Consider the following 17,853-nt stretch of genomic DNA (forward strand, 5'->3'; position numbering starts at 1 on the left):
AATTTACTGACAAGAAGGAGGTGAGAAGATGGCTATTGCAAAGATTATCGTAGATGTTCCCCTTATGCAGACGGACCAGCCCTATAGCTACAAGGTTCCTGAGGAATTTGTAGAGATGTTGGAAGTCGGTATGCGGGTCCATGTCCCCTTCGGTAAGGGCAATCGTTTGATACAAGGGATTGTGCTAGGTATGGAGTCCCAGTCGGATGAAGAGGTGGCTGATCAGGACTTGAAGGAGATTGCGGAGGTGCTGGATTTTTCCCCGGTTCTCACTCAAGAGCAACTCTGGTTGGCTGAGGAATTACGCAAGTCCGTCTTTTCTTACAAAATCTCCATCCTAAAAGCCATGTTGCCAGGATTTTTAAACTCCAGTTATGATAAGATTCTCTATCCTCTGGAAGGTCTGAGTCAGGCAGACCGAGAGCGTTTGTTTGGTTCAGAAGATTCGCTCGCCTTTTCTTCTCTAGATTTGGCCAAACAGGCAGAAATGATGCGCTTGACTAGAAAAGGGCTACTCCGTTTAGAATACCAGGCAGTCGATCAAAAGAAGGTCAAGACCCAGTCTTGGTATGAGGTTGATGCTACTCAGCTAGAGCGGATTGAGATTTCTGCGCGTGCTAAGAAAAAGGCAGAGCTGAGAGATTATCTGCTGTCTCATCCTGAGAGTGCTCCTCTGGCTAGTTTGTTAGAGTCCTACTCACGCGAGCAAGTCAATTTTTTTGTGGAGCAAGGAGCTTTAACTCTAGTTCAAAAGGAAGTGCAACGTTCAGCTGCTTATTTTGAAGGCATTGAAGCCAGCCAACCTTTGGAGTTGAATCCAGAACAAAGACAGGCGCGTGATGCCGTTGTCAGTGCTATTGGCAGTCAACAGCCTCCTTTCCTCCTTCAAGGAATTACAGGAAGTGGGAAAACGGAGGTTTACTTGCAGATTATACAAGGGGCCTTGGACAAGGGTAAGACAGCCATTTTGCTGGTACCTGAGATTTCCCTGACGCCACAAATGACGGAGCGTTTCATTGCTCGTTTTGGCGAGAAAGTGGCCATTCTTCACTCAGGCCTGTCCAATGGTGAAAAGTATGACGAATGGCGCAAGGTTGAGCGTGGCGATGCCCAAGTTGTCGTTGGCGCTCGATCAGCTATCTTTGCCCCTTTGAAAAATCTAGGTGTCATGATTATCGATGAAGAGCATGAGGCTAGCTACAAACAAGACAGCAATCCCCGTTATCATGCTAGAGAGGTCGCCATTCTACGGGCCCAGTACAATCGAGCGGCCCTGGTCCTTGGTTCGGCGACACCGAGCTTAGAAAGTCGTGCGCGTGCTGGAAAAGGCGTCTATCAACACTTACGCCTGACCCAACGGGCCAATCCTTTGGCCACTATTCCTGAGGTTCAAGTGATTGACTTTCGGGACTATATCGGGCAGAATGAGACATCAAACTTTACCCCTCCTTTGCTAGAAGCTATCCAAGACCGCTTGGATAAAAAAGAGCAGGTAGTCCTCATGCTCAACCGTCGGGGTTATTCTAGCTTTGTCATGTGTCGGGAGTGTGGGACGGTGGATACTTGTCCCAACTGTGACATTTCTCTGACTCTCCACATGGATACCAAGACCATGAACTGCCATTACTGTGGCTTTTCAAAGGGGATTCCTCATGTCTGTCCCAACTGTCAGAGTCGCAGTATTCGTTACTACGGGACGGGGACTCAGAAAGCCTACGATGAGCTAGCAGAGCTCTTTCCTCAGGCACGCATTCTACGGATGGATGTGGATACGACCCGTAAGAAAGGCAGTCACCAAGTTCTTCTTGACCAGTTTGGCCGAGGGGAAGCAGATATCTTGTTGGGAACTCAGATGATTGCTAAGGGCTTGGATTTTCCAAATGTGACCCTAGTCGGAGTGCTCAATGCGGATACGGCCCTAAACTTGCCTGATTTCCGTTCTTCTGAGAGAACCTTCCAGCTCTTAACTCAGGTGGCTGGTCGCGCTGGTCGGGCGGAAAAAGCAGGCCAGGTCTTGATCCAGTCTTACAATCCAGAGCACTATGCCATTCGTTTTGCCAAGGATCAGGACTACGAAGGTTTTTATTCTTATGAAATGAGTATCAGGCGCCAACTCGGCTATCCGCCTTATTATTTTACGATTGGGATTACCCTCTCTCACAAGAAAGAAGAAGAGGTTGTCAAACGTGCCTATGAAGTCATGGGGATTTTGCGCTCAGGTTTATCGGAAACTAGTAAAATCCTTGGACCAACGCCAAAACCCATCGCCCGTACCCACAACCTTTATCATTACCAGATTTTAATTAAATACCGTTTAGAAGATGAGCTGGGACCAACTCTCAATCGAGTTTTGGCCTTGACTCAAGAACGGGAAAATAGCGAGCTCCGTCTCAGCATTGACCATGAGCCGCAGCAATTTTTATAAGAAGGAGAAGAAATGACAAAACTAATCTTTATGGGGACTCCCGATTTTTCATCGACAATTTTGAAGGGGTTGTTATCAGATGATCGTTATGAAATTCTAGCAGTTGTGACTCAGCCTGATCGCGCTGTCGGCCGTAAAAAAGTGATCCAAGAAACCCCGGTTAAGCAGGCTGCCAAAGAAGCAGGCCTTCCTATCTACCAGCCTGAAAAATTATCTGGAAGTCCAGAGATGGAAGCCATTATGAAGCTAGGGGCGGATGGGATTGTGACCGCTGCTTTTGGGCAGTTCCTCCCAAGTAAACTTCTTGATAGCATGAACTTTGCGGTCAACGTTCACGCTTCCCTCCTTCCAAAACACCGTGGTGGTGCACCCATTCATTATGCCTTGATTCAAGGGGATGAGGAAGCTGGTGTGACCATTATGGAGATGGTCAAGGAAATGGATGCAGGGGATATGATTTCTCGTCGCAGTATTCCTATCACAGATGAGGACAATGTTGGAACCTTATTTGAGAAATTAGCCATTGTTGGTCGTGATTTGCTCTTGGACACCCTTCCTGGCTATATTGCTGGGGAGATCAAACCTGTGCCTCAGGACCCAAGCCAAGTCACTTTTTCGCCAAATATCAAACCAGAGGAAGAAAAGTTGGACTGGAATAAGACTAACCGTCAACTCTTCAACCAAATCCGTGGCATGAATCCATGGCCTGTTGCCCACACTTTTCTCAAGGGAGACCGCTTTAAAATTTATGAAGCCCTGCCAGTAGAAGGTCAGGGAGCTCCAGGTGAGATTCTGTCTATTGGCAAGAAAGAATTGATCGTTGCTACGGCAGAAGGGGCTCTGTCTCTCAAGCAAGTGCAGCCAGCTGGTAAGCCTAAGATGGACATTGCTTCCTTCCTCAACGGAGTTGGACGGACATTGACTGTAGGAGAACGATTTGGTGACTAAAGTAGAAACAGCTAGAAGTCTAGCTCTAGCAGTGCTAGAGGATGTTTTGGTTAATCAAGCATACTCCAATATTGCCTTAAATAAACACCTCAAGGGGAGTCAGCTCTCAGTAGCAGATAAGGGGTTGGTGACAGAGATTGTCTACGGAACGGTAGCCCGAAAACTGACTCTGGAATGGTACCTGTCCCACTTTATCGAAGACCGGGATAAGCTAGATAACTGGCTCTATATCCTGCTCCTTCTGAGCGCCTACCAACTTCGGTATCTAGATAAGATTCCTAATCACGCTATTGTTAATGAAGCGGTAGAGCTGGCCAAAGCCCGTAAAAAAGGCAGTGAAAAATTGGTCAACGCTGTTCTTCGTCGTATTTTAAGAGAAGGCTGGCCAGATATTGACAGCATCAAACGCAAAAATAAGCGTGATTCCATTGCCTATTCTCTCCCAGTTTGGCTAGTGTCTAAACTTAAGGAAGAGTACGGGGAAGAGCGAGCACAAGCCATCTTTAAAAGTCTCTTGGTGCGCAACAAAGCCAGTATCCGTGTAGCTGATTTGAGCCGAAAAGAGGAAATTAAAGCCGTGTTAGAGGCGGCTGATTCCCCTTTGGCGGCCACTGGTCTGGTCAAGGAGCAAGGCCACTTTGCGGGACATGATTTGTTCGCAGAAGGGGCTATAACCATCCAAGACGAGTCCAGTCAACTGGTTGCTCCGACCCTTGATCTACAAGGTGATGAACAGGTCCTAGATGCCTGTGCAGCTCCGGGTGGGAAAACAGCCCATATGGCTTCGTATCTCACGACAGGTAAGGTGACGGCTTTGGATCTTTATGATCATAAGTTGGACTTGATCCAAGAAAATGCGGAGCGTTTAGGTGTGGCAGATCGAGTGCAAACGCAAAAATTGGATGCCAGAAAAGTGCATGAGTTTTTCGGTCGGGACTCTTTTGATAAGATTTTGGTAGATGCCCCCTGTTCTGGGATTGGACTTTTACGTCGCAAACCAGATATCAAATACAATAAAGAAACAGCAGATTTCACGTCCTTACAGGAAATTCAGCTGGAAATATTAGGTAGTGTTTGTCAAACGCTACGAAAAGGTGGTATAATAACGTATAGTACCTGTACTATCGTCTCTGAGGAGAACTTTCAAGTCGTTGAGGCATTTTTAGAAAGTCATCCCGAGTTCGAGCAGGTTAAACTAGAACACGAATGCAAAGATATCCTGAAAGATGGCTGCATCCTGATTACTCCTGAATTGTATGGAAGTGATGGATTCTTTGTCAGCCAATTTCGCAAGATATCAGAATAGGAAGGAACTGACACAATGGAAATAGCATTATTAACAGATGTTGGTCAGAAACGGACAAATAATCAGGACTATGTCAATCACTTTGTCAACCGTGCAGGACGCACCATGATCATCTTGGCTGACGGGATGGGAGGACACCGTGCAGGAAATATCGCTAGTGAGATGGCGGTAACAGACCTCGGTGTAGATTGGGTGGATACCCAAATTGACTCAGTCAATGAAGTTCGTGAGTGGTTTGCCCACTACCTGGAGATTGAAAATCAAAAAATTCATCAACTAGGTCAGGACGAAGCCTACAGAGGCATGGGGACAACGCTAGAAGCTGTTGCGTTTATTGACAACCAAGCCATCTATGCTCACATTGGAGATTCTCGTATCGGTTTGATTCGTGGAGAAGAATACCACCAGTTAACGAGTGACCATTCCTTGGTCAATGAATTGCTCAAGGCTGGTCAATTGACTCCAGAAGAAGCAGAAACTCACCCTCAAAAGAATATCATCACACAGTCTATCGGACAAAAAGATGAAATCCAGCCTGATTTTGGGATGATTACACTGGAGTTAGGAGATTATCTCTTACTCAATAGTGATGGTTTGACCAATATGATTTCGGCAAGCGAGATTTATGATATCGTAACCAGTGATATTTCCCTAGCAGACAAGGCGGCAACCCTCATTCGCTTCGCTAACAATGCAGGAGGTTTAGACAACATTACGGTTGCCCTTGTTTACATGAACGAGGAGGCGACAGAATGATCCAAATCGGCAAGATTTTTGCCGGGCGGTATCGGATTGTCAAGCAGATTGGTCGAGGAGGCATGGCAGATGTTTACTTGGCCAAGGATTTGATCCTAGACGGGGAAGAAGTGGCAGTGAAGGTCCTGAGGACCAACTACCAGACGGACCCGATTGCTGTGGCACGTTTCCAGCGTGAAGCGAGGGCCATGGCGGATCTGGACCATCCTCATATCGTTCGGATAACAGATATTGGTGAGGAAGACGGTCAACAGTACCTAGCTATGGAATACGTTGCAGGCCTTGACCTCAAGCGCTATATTAAAGAACACTATCCTCTTTCAAACGAAGAAGCAGTTCGGATCATGGGGCAAATCCTCTTGGCCATGCGCTTAGCCCATACTCGAGGAATAGTTCACCGGGATTTGAAACCTCAAAATATCCTCTTGACACCAGATGGAACTGCTAAAGTTACTGACTTTGGGATTGCAGTGGCCTTTGCAGAGACGAGTCTGACCCAGACCAACTCGATGCTGGGTTCGGTTCATTATTTGTCACCTGAGCAAGCGCGTGGTTCAAAAGCGACCTTCCAGAGTGATATCTATGCAATGGGAATTATCTTCTATGAAATGCTGACGGGTCATATCCCTTATGATGGGGATAGTGCGGTTACGATTGCCCTTCAGCATTTCCAGAAGCCACTTCCGTCCGTCATTGCTGAAAACCCATCTGTCCCTCAGGCTTTGGAAAATGTTGTCATCAAGGCAACTGCTAAGAAATTGTCTGATCGCTATCAGTCTGTTTCAGAAATGTATATGGACTTGTCAACTAGCTTGTCTTATAATCGTCGGAATGAACCGAAACTGGTCTTTGACGATGCGAGTAAGGCGGATACGAAGACTTTACCTAAAGTCCCACAAAGTACATTGACCTCGATTCCAAAAGCTCCGGCGCAGGAAGAACGTCCTCAGTCAAAGAAATTAACCCCAGAGCAAGCGCCTACGCAAAAGCCAACTAAAAAACGGAAGTTTAAGGCTCGCTATATGATTCTTTTGGCTAGTCTTCTATTAGTTGCAGCCTCTTTAATCTGGATTTTGTCAAGAACACCAGCAACGATTGCTATTCCTAACGTAGCTGGACAAACCGTTGCAGAGGCTAAGGAAGCTCTTAAAAAATCCAAGTTTGAAGCTGGTGAAGAAAAGTCAGAAGCCAGCGATACCGTAGCAGAAGGACGTGTTATTCGAACGGATCCAGAAGCTGGTAGCGGCCGAAAAGAAGGAACCAAGGTCAATTTGATTGTTTCTTCTGGTAAGCAATCCTTCCAATTGAGCAATTACGTCGGACGCAAGTATACGGATGCCGTAGCTGAACTCAAGGAGAAGAAGGTTCCTGAGAATCTAATCAAGATGGAAGAGGAAGAATCCAGCGAAAGCAAACCTGGAACCATTCTCAGACAAAGTCCTGCGGCAGGTACGACTTATGATCTTTCAAAAGCTAGCACAATTACTTTAACGGTTGCTAAGAAAGTAACAAGCGTTTCTATGCCAAGTTATATTGGTTCAAGTCTCGAATTTACAAAGAATAATTTGACTCAGATTGTCGGTGTAAAAGAGGCCAATATTGAGGTTGTCGAGGTTTCGACTGCTCCTGAGGGGACAGCAGAAGGTACAGTTGTAGATCAAACACCAAAAGCGGGTGAACAGGTTGACCTTGCTAGCACGCGTATCAAACTTTCCATCTACAAACCGAAAACACCACCGTCAACTTCATCTTCTAGTTCTGCACAACGTGGGAACCAAGGTTCTTCTACAACTCCAAATCAGGGGAACCAACAAGGAAACACTCCTTCAACTAGTCAATCAAATAGTGAAGAAACCCGTGAAAGTTCTCGAGATTAAACGAATCTTTGTCATGATTTCATGACAAAGATTTTTTTTCATTGATTTTTGTGATAAAATATAGGAAGCAGAAAAGGAGGAGAAAATGGACGAATCAAGAGAGTTGAATGCCGTTATTGATGTCATTATGTTAGCTGGAACCATTCTCTTAAAAAGCGGTTCGGAGATTTATCGGGTTGAGGACACCATGATCCGTATCGCTCATTCACAGGGAATAGTGGATTGCAACGTTCTTGCCATGCCAGCAGCTATTTTCTTTTCTATTGAGAATACCAATATTTCTCGTATGAAACGGGTCACTTCTTCCTCCTACAACATCGAAAAAGTCTGCGATGTCAACCAAGTATCACGGGAGCTTGTCGGAGGCCAGATTGATCTCTCTACAGCCTTTGAAAGGCTAAAGGAAATCAGAAATCAAGCTCTTCCTTATACCAAGTTCCAAGTGACTATTGCAGCAACTCTCAGTGCCCCTTTTTTCTCGATTATGTTCGGGGGGAATACTTATGATGCTTTTGGTGCAGCCATTGCGACCTTACTTGGTTTTGCTTTCTCTCTCTATGTAGAGAAGTTTGTCCGCATTCCTTTTGTAACCGCCTTTGCGGGAGCCTTTGTTTTTGGCTTGATTGCCCAGTTCTGGGTCCGCTATACAGGATTCCCTTCGACGGCAGACTTGATCATAGCGGGAGCCGTCATGCCCTTTGTTCCGGGCATTGCTCTGACAAATGCAGTTCGGGATATCATGACCAACCATATCAACTCTGGTATGAGCAAGATGTTTGAATCCCTGCTCATTACCCTCGCTTTAGGGGCCGGTACCTCCGTCGCCCTGGTTTTGATGACATAAGATGACTCTAACAAGTATTTTGCTCCAAGCAGTGGCGAGTTTACTCGCCATTATCACCTTTTTAATCGTACTGAATGTTCAACGCTCTATGCTCCTACCTGGTGGTGTTCTGGGAATGGGTGTCTGGCTCCTCTATCTTGTACTTAAAGAACCAACCAATGTTATTGTTGCGACCTTTATCGCAGCGGTGGTTGGTTCTTGCATCAGCCAGATTCTAAGTATTGTCTATAAGACGCCAGCAGTGGTCTTTGTCTTGGCCATTCTTGCCCCCTTGGTGCCAGGTTATCTATCCTATCGAACGACAGCTTTCTTTGTGACAGGTGATTACAGTCATGCCCTTACCAGTGCAACACTAGTAGTTATGTTGGCTCTGGTCATTTCTATCGGGATGGCCAGTGGAACAGTGATTCTAAAACTTTATTACTATATCCGAAAACAGCGAGGCATATCCTCCTAATGCTGTCAAAGCAAAGACTTGACTTGTTGAATCAAGTCTTTTTTCTCTCATTTGTTCCTATTTGTGATAAAATAGAATAGAACGATTTTTTACAATGAATGAAAAAACAGAGGTAAATATGACAATCGGTATTGATAAGATTGGTTTTGCGACCAGTCAATATGTCTTGAAATTACAAGACCTAGCAGAAGCAAGAGGAGTTGATCCGGATAAATATAGTAAGGGTCTCTTATTAAACGAAATTAGCATTGCACCATTGACTGAGGATGTTGTCACCTTAGCTGCCAGTGCAAGTAACTCTATTTTGACAGATAAAGAAAAAGAAGAAATTGACATGGTCATCATGGCGACCGAGTCAGGGATTGACCAGAGTAAGGCAGCAGCGGTCTTTGTTCACGGTCTATTAGGTATCCAGCCGTTCGCTCGCAGTTTTGAAATCAAAGAAGCTTGTTACGGAGCAACAGCTGCCCTCCATTATGCCAAGTTGCATGTGGAAAATTCTCCAAAGTCCAAGGTTTTGGTCATCGCTAGCGATATTGCCAAGTATGGTGTAGCGGCTCCAGGTGAACCAACTCAGGGAGCTGGGAGTGTGGCGATGTTGATTACGCAAAATCCGCGTACCATGGCCTTTAACAATGATAATGTTGCCCAAACGCGTGATATTATGGATTTCTGGCGCCCAAACTATTCAACCACTCCTTATGTAAACGGCTTATACTCAACTCAGCAATATCTTGACAGTCTTACGACGACTTGGGATGAATACAAGAAACGTTATGATTGGACTATGAATGATTTTGCGGCCATCTGCTTCCACTTACCTTATCCTAAGTTGGCCCTAAAAGGCTTGCGCAAGATGATGGATAAGACTTTGTCTCAGGAAAAAAAGGATAGTCTGCAAGAAAACTTTGATAAGTCCATTCTCTACAGTCAGATGATTGGGAATATCTACACAGGTTCCCTCTTCCTTGGGCTTCTCTCCCTTTTGGAAAATGCAGAAAATTTGAAGGCTGGAGATAAAATTGTCCTCTACAGTTACGGAAGTGGAGCGGTTTCAGAGTTCTTTAGTGGAGAACTGGTAGAAGGTTATGAAACTTACCTTGATAAGGATCGCTTGAGCAAACTCAAGCAACGTACAGCATTGTCTGTTGCAGACTATGAAAAAGTCTTCTTCGAAGAGGTAGAGTTGGATGAATCTGGTTCAGCCCAGTTTGCAGGCTATGAACATCAAGACTATGCCTTGGTTGAAATTCTCGACCACCAACGTCGTTATAGCAAGGTTGAAAAATAATGAAGAGAAGTTGGAATGGATTTTCTAAAAAGTCATACCATGAGCGCCTTGAGTTACTGAAAGCTCAGGCGCTCCTTAGTCCTGAAAAGCAAACCAGTCTGGAGCAGGATGAACAAGTCAGCTTGGCAGTTGCAGATCAGCTGAGTGAGAATGTAGTGGGAACTTTTTCTCTGCCTTATTCTATCATTCCAGAGCTTTTGGTGAACGGTCAGGACTACACAGTTCCCTATGTGACAGAAGAACCCTCAGTGGTTGCTGCGGCCAGCTATGCAAGTAAAATCATCAAGCGAGCAGGTGGCTTTACTGCTCAAGTACATGAGCGCCAGATGATTGGTCAGGTAGCCCTTTATCAAGTTGCTAATCCTGAACAAGCGCAAGAGAAGATTGCCAGCAAGAAGGCAGAGCTCTTAGAACTTGCCAATCAAGCCTATCCCTCCATCGTCAAACGTGGGGGTGGGGCGCGTGATTTGCATGTAGAGCAGATCAAAGGAGAAACAGACTTTCTCGTTGTTTATCTCCATGTCGATACCCAGGAAGCCATGGGAGCCAATATGCTCAACACCATGCTGGAATCCTTGAAGCCAGTCTTAGAAGAACTCAGTCAAGGACAAAGCCTTATGGGAATTTTGTCCAACTATGCGACCGATTCTCTGGTGACTGCAAGCTGTCGAATCGCCTTTCGCTACTTGAGTCCCCAAAGGGACCAAGGACGAGAAATTGCGGAGAAAATAGCCTTGGCTAGCCAGTTTGCGCAGGCTGATCCTTACCGAGCAGCTACTCATAATAAAGGGATTTTTAACGGTATTGATGCCATTTTGATTGCCACTGGTAATGACTGGCGTGCCATCGAAGCTGGGGCCCATGCCTTTGCCAGTCGAGACGGACGCTATCAAGGTCTCAGTCGATGGAGTCTAGATAGGAACACAGAAGAATTGGTCGGTGAGATGACCTTACCCATGCCCGTAGCGACCAAGGGTGGCTCTATCGGACTCAACCCACGTGTAGCACTCAGTCATGAACTACTAGGAAATCCTTCAGCCAAGGAATTAGCTCAGATTATCGTGTCCATCGGTCTTGCCCAAAACTTTGCGGCTCTCAAAGCCTTGGTCAGTACAGGCATCCAGCAAGGCCACATGAAATTGCAGGCCAAATCCTTAGCTCTCCTAGCAGGTGCTAGTGAGTCCGAAGTTGCTCCCCTCGTTGAGCGCCTCATCGCAGATAAAACCTTTAACTTAGAGACAGCCCAGTGTTATCTCGAAAACTTAAGATCATAAAAAACTCAGACAAATCAGTCTGAGTTTTCTTGTGCTTATAGTCAATGAAAATCAAAAAGAAAACTAGGAAGCTAGCTGCAGGCTGCTCAAAGCACTGCTTTGAGGTTGTAGATAAGACTGACGAAGTCAGTTACATATATCTACGGTAAGGCGACGCTGACGCGGTTTGAAGAGATTTGCGAAGAGTATTAAATACTTTTTCCAGGTAATAGAGTAACGGGTAAGAAGTAACCGGTTGTCGCGACCTCTTTACCTTCAATCTTCTGCAAGAGGAGATCGACAGTGAGTTGGGCAATCTCTTTCATAGGTTGCTTAATCGTTGTCAGGTGAGGATAGTAGTTCTCGATAAAGTAGGTCCCATCATAGCCGATGACCCTGAGCTCTTCAGGAACAGAAATTTCCAGTTCTTGAGCGATTTTGATCACTAGGATAGCTGTCAAATCATCCGAAGCAAAAATCGCATCTGGTTTCTGATGGGTCAAGATATTCTTGATTTCCATTTCTTTTCGGACGGGAGAAAAGTCACTCGAAACATTGATAATAGGCGCTTTCGGGAGAACAGAGGCAAAGCCAGCGTGGCGGAGTCCAGTTGGTGAATTCGAGTTATCATTTCCTGTAATCATGATGATAGACTGGGCGCCTGTCTTGACCAGAGTTTGGGCTGCGAGGACCCCGCCGCCGTAGTTATCAGAGGAGACGACAGGGATGTCTGGAGACAAGTTTCGGTCAAAGGAAATGATCGGTGCTGTCACACGATTGTAGTCTTCGATTCCCAAGTTGTGACTTCCAGAAATGATACCATCGACCTGGTTGGCCTCCAGCATTTCAATGTACTCCCGTTCTTTTTCAGAGTCATGTTCGCTGTTACAGATGATAGTCTTGTAGCCATTCTTGAAGAGTTGGTGTTCCAACTTGTCAATCAACTCCGCATAAAAGACATGACTGATGTTTGGAAAAATAAGTCCAATCAACTTGGCAGATTTTCCTTGGAGACTTCGAGCCAGATTATTGGGCTTATAGCCTAGCTCTCGCATGGCTTCATTGACCTTTTGAATGGTTTTCTCAGATAAATACCCCTTTTTATTGATGACTCGTGAGACGGTAGTGGGGCTGACGCCTGCAAGTTTTGCGACATCAGTTAGTTTTGCGACCATAATCTAATTCATAGTAAGTTCCAGTTGGGTTTCCAAACTTGATGAGGATACCGTTTTGATCCACATGTGGGAAGACACGACCAGAAAATACTTTTTCTCCTTTATTGATGAAAATTTCAAAGACTGACTTATCGATGAAGATAGTGGCAGTAGTAGCTTGGTTATTGATAGGGCAAGAACGAGTGGTACCAAATTCTTGGGCGTACTGTTCACCAGCCTGACTACGATCCACTGTCACTTGACCGTTTACAAGGTCAAAGTTGATGGAAAGCCCCTTGCCTTCTTTATCAGCGAGCAAGACAATCTCGCTTTGGCTATTGGCCTCCAAGTTGAGCTCCAGTTCATAGGTGTTATTGGTTTGAGTACGATTTGAGAAGACCTCTTCAGAAGAACGAAGTTCTTTGACGGCTGAGACAGGATATTGGTAGAGTTTGCCATCTTTGATAGTGAGTTCTTTGACCAATGAGAAGGTTCCTTGGTGGTCAAAACGGTCAGATGGGTAAGAAACATCTGGCAACCCAAGCCAACTTACTGCTAGTGCACGTCCATCTGGAGCGTTGAAGGCTTGCGTTGCATAGGCTTCAAAACCATAGTCTAGATTTTGCAATGGAGACACATCTACCATTTCGGCATTTTCAGGATCAAAGAAAGCCCCGATTTTGTACATGTTTGGATAGATATTGTCATAGTCTAGAACACTCTTATCCAATCCTTGTGGACAGTAGAGAAGGACAGGGTGCTCCCCTACAAAGACTAGATTTGGACATTCCATCATGTAGGCAGTACGGTCGTTAGCAAAGTCAAGGTCGCCAACTGTTTGCCAGTTTGTGTAATCATTGTCCACAGCCTTGTAGAGACGGACGAAGCCTTTTTTCTCCAAGTCCTGTCCACCGACGATAGCATAATATTGACCTTTAAAGTTAAAAATTTGCGGGTCGCGGAAGTGGTCAGTAGAGTCTGCTGGCTGGTCAATCAAGATCTTGTCAATCTTTGTAATCTTGCCATCCTTATCCATCAGTGCACCAATCTGGTATGGGTGACGAATCCAGTTTTCATCACGGACATTTCCAGTATAAAATAGGAACAACTGATCGCCAAACTGCATGGCAGACCCAGAGTAGGCACCGTGGCTATCTAATGGAGTATCTGGCAAAACTTTGACTCCAGTTTCTGTAAAGTGCACTAAATCATCACTTTCAAGCTGCACCCAAGACTTCAACCCATGGGCTGCACCAAAGGGGAAGTTCTGGTAAAAGAGAATCCATTTGCCATCAAAATAAGAAAAGCCATTTGGATCATTGAGAAGCCCCATTTTAGGCTCGACATGGTAACGAGTATGCCAAGGAGATTGTGCCATCTTTTCCTTGATTTGCTTGATTTCATCATTAGACCAATCTTCATAGCGTCTATAACGGCGCTCAGTTGTCCATTCCATTTTATCTTTCCTCCATAAGTTCTATTCTATTATTAATAGTAAACGTTTTCGGCAAAAAAAGCAAGTCTTTTATGTTAAAAAAAAGAAAAATATGTCAAACGATTGCCATAAATCGAGTAAAGGAAATCTGGCAAATTTTCACGAAAAAATGAAAGGAAATGTAAATAAAAGCCTTGATTCCTCAAGTATAAAGATATTTTTTTTGAGGAAAAAGAGAATATCCCTCAAAAACGAGCAAAATTAATCAGAGAAAAAAGAAAGGGAATAAAAAATTCTGCAAAACGCTTGACATATTTTGGAAACGTGATAAAATAATAGTCGTAGGGCGAATAAAATCGCTTTCAAACAAGAACAAAATTTTATAAGGAGATTTTTGCAAATGAACAATCAGGATATTGCAAAAAAGGTCATCGAAGCCCTTGGCGGACGTGAAAATGTCAACAGTGTAGCCCACTGTGCGACTCGTCTACGTGTCATGGTCAAAGATGAAGGGAAAATCAATAAGGAAGTGATTGAGAACTTGGATAAAGTTCAAGGAGCTTTCTTTAACTCAGGTCAATACCAAATCATCTTTGGTACTGGTACAGTAAACAAGATGTATGACGAAGTGGTTGCACTTGGTTTGCCAACATCTTCTAAAGAAGATATGAAAGCAGAAGCTGCTAAACAAGGAAATTGGTTCCAACGTGCTATCCGTACTTTCGGTGACGTCTTTGTACCAATCATCCCAGTTATCGTAGCAACTGGTCTCTTCATGGGTCTGCGTGGTCTCTTGACTGCTCTTGGAATGACACTTCCAGCTGACGTGACAACATATACTCAAATCTTGACAGATACAGCCTTCATCATCTTGCCAGGTTTGGTTGTATGGTCAACCTTCCGCGTATTCGGTGGAAATCCAGCCGTTGGTATCGTCCTCGGTATGATGCTGGTTTCTGATTCGCTTCCAAACGCCTGGGCTGTAGCATCAGGTGGTGAAGTAACAGCTATGAACTTCTTTGGCTTCATTCCTGTTGTTGGTTTGCAAGGTTCCGTTCTTCCAGCCTTCATCATTGGGGTGGTCGGAGCCAAGTTTGAAAAAGCTCTCCGCAAAGTGGTTCCAGATGTCTTGGATCTCTTGGTGACGCCATTCGTGACACTTTTGGTGATGTCTATCCTTGGACTCTTTGTCATCGGACCAGTCTTCCATGTTGTTGAGAACTACATCCTTATCGGTACAAAAGCGATTCTTGGCTTGCCATTTGGTCTTGGTGGTTTCTTGATTGGTGGGGTTCACCAATTGATTGTCGTATCAGGTGTACACCACATCTTCAACTTGCTTGAAGTGCAATTGCTTGCTGCCGATCATGCCAACCCATTCAACGCCATTATCACTGCAGCTATGACAGCTCAAGGGGCTGCAACTGTTGCCGTTGGTGTCAAAACTAAAAATCCTAAACTGAAAACACTTGCTTTCCCAGCTGCTCTTTCTGCCTTCCTCGGTATTACAGAGCCTGCTATCTTCGGGGTGAACTTGCGTTTCCGTAAACCATTCTTCCTTTCATTGATTGCTGGTGCTATCGGTGGTGGACTGGCTTCAATCCTTGGTCTTGCTGGTACTGGTAATGGTATCACCATCATCCCTGGTACAATGTTGTACATTGGTAACGGTCAATTATTCCAATACATCCTTATGGTAGCTGTATCATTCGTTCTTGGTTTTGCCCTTACTTACATGTTTGGTTACGAGGACGAAAAAGAAGTTGCTTCTGAAGTAGCGACAGAACGTTTGGTTCAAGAAGAAACAACTGGTAACATTCCAGTAGCTCCTCAAAATGAAACAATCCAAACTCCAATCGTTGGGGACGTAGTTGCCCTTGAGAATGTTGATGACCCAGTCTTTTCAAGTGGTGCAATGGGACAAGGGATTGCAGTGAAACCAAGCCAAGGCGTGGTTTACGCACCAGCTGATGCAGAAGTATCAATCGCCTTTGCTACAGGACATGCTTACGGTTTGAAGACAGCAAACGGAGCTGAAATCTTGATCCACGTTGGTATCGACACGGTGACTATGAACGGTGAAGGCTTTGAACAAAAAGTTGCTCAAGGCGACAAGGTTAAAGCTGGTGATGTTCTTGGAACCTTTGACTCAAACAAAATCGCTGCTGCAGGTCTTGATGATACAACAATGGTTATCGTTACAAACACGGCTGACTACGCTTCTGTGACACCAGTCGCAAGTGGTTCAGTTGTCAAGGGCGACGCGATCATCGAAGTGAAAGCCTAATCCTCTTCAAAAATCAAATCTAAAAACAAAACGAACAAATATCATGTTTGTTCGTTTTTACTTGGATGGTAAGATTTACAGAGGAAAATCTAAAATATTGAGAAATCTAGCCCTTTAAAATGTGCTATAATAGAGAAAACAAAGATAAGAGGTTTATCATGACAAAATTATATGGAAGCTTAGAAGCGGGCGGTACAAAGTTTGTCTGTGCTGTCGGAGATGAAAATTTTAACGTTGTAGAAAAAACACAGTTTCCTACAACAACTCCAATCGAGACTATCGATAAAACCATCGAATTCTTTTCAAAATTCGATAATCTTGCAGGTCTTGCCATCGGTTCTTTCGGTCCCATCGATATCGATAAAAACTCAAAAACCTATGGCTTTATTACAACGACTCCAAAACCTCACTGGGCAAATGTAGACCTACTTGGTGCCCTTCGTCGTGCCCTCAATGTACCCATGTATTTCACGACAGACGTAAACAGCTCTGCCTATGGTGAAGTGGTTGCTCGTAACAATGCTGGTGGCCGTATCGAAAACTTGGTTTACTACACGATCGGTACAGGTATCGGTGCAGGTGTTATCCAACGTGGCGAGTTTATCGGCGGTGTGGGTCACCCTGAGATGGGTCACTACTATGTAGCCAAACACCCAATGGATGTAGAAAAAGAATTTAACGGCGTTTGTCCTTTCCACAAGGGTTGTTTGGAAGGCTTTGCGGCTGGTCCCAGTCTTGAAGCCCGTACAGGTATTCGTGGTGAAAATATCGAACTCAACAGTTCTGTCTGGGATGTTCAAGCCTACTATATCGCTCAAGCTGCGGTCAATGCTACTGTGACTTTCCGTCCAGATGTGATCGTCTTTGGTGGTGGGGTTATGGCCCAACAACACATGCTGGATCGTGTGCGTGAGAAATTCACAGCTCTCCTCAACGGCTACCTACCAGTACCAGATGTGCGTGACTACATTGTCACTCCAGCAGTCGCAGGCAATGGTTCTGCCACACTTGGGAACTTTGTCCTCGCTAAGAGTGTCGCAAAATAAAACAAACAAAACATCCGCTTGGGAAACCAAACGGATTTTTCTATTCTCAAAACATCTGCCAGAAGAAATCAATAATATAGGTCAAACCATAAGTGTAAACCACTAGGGTAAAGGGCTTGGTCAAAATGATAATAATCATATAGCGCTTGAAGGTCATCTTGGTCAGTGCTGCCAGCATGCAGAGAAAATCAGCTGGGCTAACTGGCCAGATCATCATAAAGATAAAGAAACGATCGAAGCGATTGCCCTTATCTAGCCAGCCGATGTATTTGTCATAGGTGCGCTTGCTGACGACGGACTGGACAAAGGCAGCTCCGTAGAGGCGCACAAGGTAAAAGATAATAGCACAGCCAATCACGATGCCGATATAGTTATAGATGGTTCCGATGATGTTACCGTAAATAAAGACCCCAGCCACTGAGGTCAAAGCTCCCGGAATGATCGGAACAACGGTTTGTAGGATCTGTAAAAAGATAAAGAGTGGTGGTCCCCAAACCCCAGCTTGCTGGATAAAGGCCGATAGGGTTTCCTTGGACTGTAAAACACCCGCCTGATAGGCCCAAATACAGAAAATCAAGGTTCCAACTCCCCCAACTATAGATGAAATATTGATGACTTGCTGCAGAAGGGGAGAAACAGCTTTCATTTGCTTATCCTGTGACATATAAACTCCTCATAGATAGTATGATTCTACTATACCATATTTTTCTTATAAAGACTAATTTGATTCCTTATCTTGCTTTTTATATAAGTGTGGTACAATTAAAGAAGTAA

General features: G+C 44.7%; 14 protein-coding genes. 11 read left to right on the forward strand and 3 right to left on the reverse strand.

The window, feature by feature from the left end:
- Positions 1-28: 28 nt before the first annotated feature.
- The 9 genes from MK396_RS02875 to MK396_RS02915 all read left to right on the forward strand — a co-directional run bounded on the left by MK396_RS02875 (position 29) and on the right by MK396_RS02915 (position 11,178).
- Positions 29-2,425 carry a primosomal protein N' gene (locus MK396_RS02875; RefSeq protein WP_268723587.1) on the forward strand — a complete coding sequence of 799 codons (2,397 nt, stop codon included), beginning with the start codon at positions 29-31 and terminating at the stop codon, positions 2,423-2,425.
- A 12-nt stretch (positions 2,426-2,437) separates the two neighbouring features.
- The gene (fmt, locus tag MK396_RS02880) at positions 2,438-3,373 is read left to right on the forward strand and encodes a methionyl-tRNA formyltransferase (protein WP_268723588.1); all 936 of its coding nucleotides are present in this window, start codon (positions 2,438-2,440) and stop codon (positions 3,371-3,373) included.
- On the forward strand, positions 3,366-4,679 hold the full coding sequence (gene rsmB / locus MK396_RS02885; RefSeq protein ID WP_268723589.1) for a 16S rRNA (cytosine(967)-C(5))-methyltransferase RsmB: 1,314 nt from the start codon (positions 3,366-3,368) through the stop codon (positions 4,677-4,679). Before fmt ends, rsmB begins: the two co-directional genes overlap by 8 nt.
- A 15-nt stretch (positions 4,680-4,694) precedes the next feature.
- Complete coding sequence (locus tag MK396_RS02890) at positions 4,695-5,435, forward strand: Stp1/IreP family PP2C-type Ser/Thr phosphatase (RefSeq protein WP_268723590.1); 741 nt, start codon at positions 4,695-4,697, stop codon at positions 5,433-5,435.
- On the forward strand, positions 5,432-7,312 hold the full coding sequence (gene pknB, locus MK396_RS02895; protein WP_268723591.1) for a Stk1 family PASTA domain-containing Ser/Thr kinase: 1,881 nt from the start codon (positions 5,432-5,434) through the stop codon (positions 7,310-7,312). The genes MK396_RS02890 and pknB overlap by 4 nt, the downstream gene beginning before the upstream one ends.
- 85 nt (positions 7,313-7,397) lie before the next feature.
- On the forward strand, positions 7,398-8,156 hold the full coding sequence (locus MK396_RS02900) for a threonine/serine exporter family protein (protein WP_268723592.1): 759 nt from the start codon (positions 7,398-7,400) through the stop codon (positions 8,154-8,156).
- A gap of 1 nt (position 8,157) precedes the next feature.
- Positions 8,158-8,613 carry a threonine/serine exporter family protein gene (locus MK396_RS02905; RefSeq protein ID WP_000176910.1) on the forward strand — a complete coding sequence of 152 codons (456 nt, stop codon included), beginning with the start codon at positions 8,158-8,160 and terminating at the stop codon, positions 8,611-8,613.
- Between the two features lie 118 nt (positions 8,614-8,731).
- Complete coding sequence (locus MK396_RS02910; protein ID WP_268723593.1) at positions 8,732-9,904, forward strand: hydroxymethylglutaryl-CoA synthase; 1,173 nt, start codon at positions 8,732-8,734, stop codon at positions 9,902-9,904.
- Positions 9,904-11,178 (forward strand): hydroxymethylglutaryl-CoA reductase, degradative, encoded by a 1,275-nt coding sequence (locus tag MK396_RS02915; protein WP_268723594.1) that lies wholly within the window; start codon positions 9,904-9,906, stop codon positions 11,176-11,178. The genes MK396_RS02910 and MK396_RS02915 overlap by 1 nt, the downstream gene beginning before the upstream one ends.
- Before the next feature lie 188 nt (positions 11,179-11,366).
- Here the strand turns inward: MK396_RS02915 and MK396_RS02920 are convergent, their stop codons facing one another.
- Both MK396_RS02920 and MK396_RS02925 read right to left on the reverse strand, forming a co-directional pair.
- Complete coding sequence (locus tag MK396_RS02920; RefSeq protein ID WP_268723595.1) at positions 11,367-12,332, reverse strand: LacI family DNA-binding transcriptional regulator; 966 nt, start codon at positions 12,330-12,332, stop codon at positions 11,367-11,369.
- Positions 12,313-13,767: a sucrose-6-phosphate hydrolase gene (locus MK396_RS02925; protein ID WP_268723596.1), complete on the reverse strand. Its 1,455-nt coding sequence runs from the start codon at positions 13,765-13,767 to the stop codon at positions 12,313-12,315. The genes MK396_RS02920 and MK396_RS02925 overlap by 20 nt, the downstream gene beginning before the upstream one ends.
- A 379-nt stretch (positions 13,768-14,146) precedes the next feature.
- Here MK396_RS02925 and MK396_RS02930 point away from each other — a divergent pair, with 379 nt between their 5' ends.
- Positions 14,147-16,033, forward strand: coding sequence for a sucrose-specific PTS transporter subunit IIBC (locus tag MK396_RS02930; RefSeq protein WP_268723597.1), 1,887 nt, complete (start codon positions 14,147-14,149; stop codon positions 16,031-16,033).
- A 158-nt stretch (positions 16,034-16,191) separates the two neighbouring features.
- A complete protein-coding gene (gene scrK / locus MK396_RS02935; protein ID WP_000164288.1) occupies positions 16,192-17,079 on the forward strand; it encodes a fructokinase ScrK in 888 nt (295 codons plus the stop codon).
- A 46-nt stretch (positions 17,080-17,125) separates the two neighbouring features.
- Here scrK and MK396_RS02940 read toward each other — a convergent pair whose 3' ends face one another.
- A complete protein-coding gene (locus MK396_RS02940) occupies positions 17,126-17,743 on the reverse strand; it encodes a TVP38/TMEM64 family protein (protein ID WP_268723598.1) in 618 nt (205 codons plus the stop codon).
- Between the last annotated feature and the right edge of the window lie 110 nt (positions 17,744-17,853).

The sequence above is a fragment of the Streptococcus oralis genome, assembly GCF_026782235.1.
GTDB lineage: Bacteria > Bacillota > Bacilli > Lactobacillales > Streptococcaceae > Streptococcus > Streptococcus oralis_CC.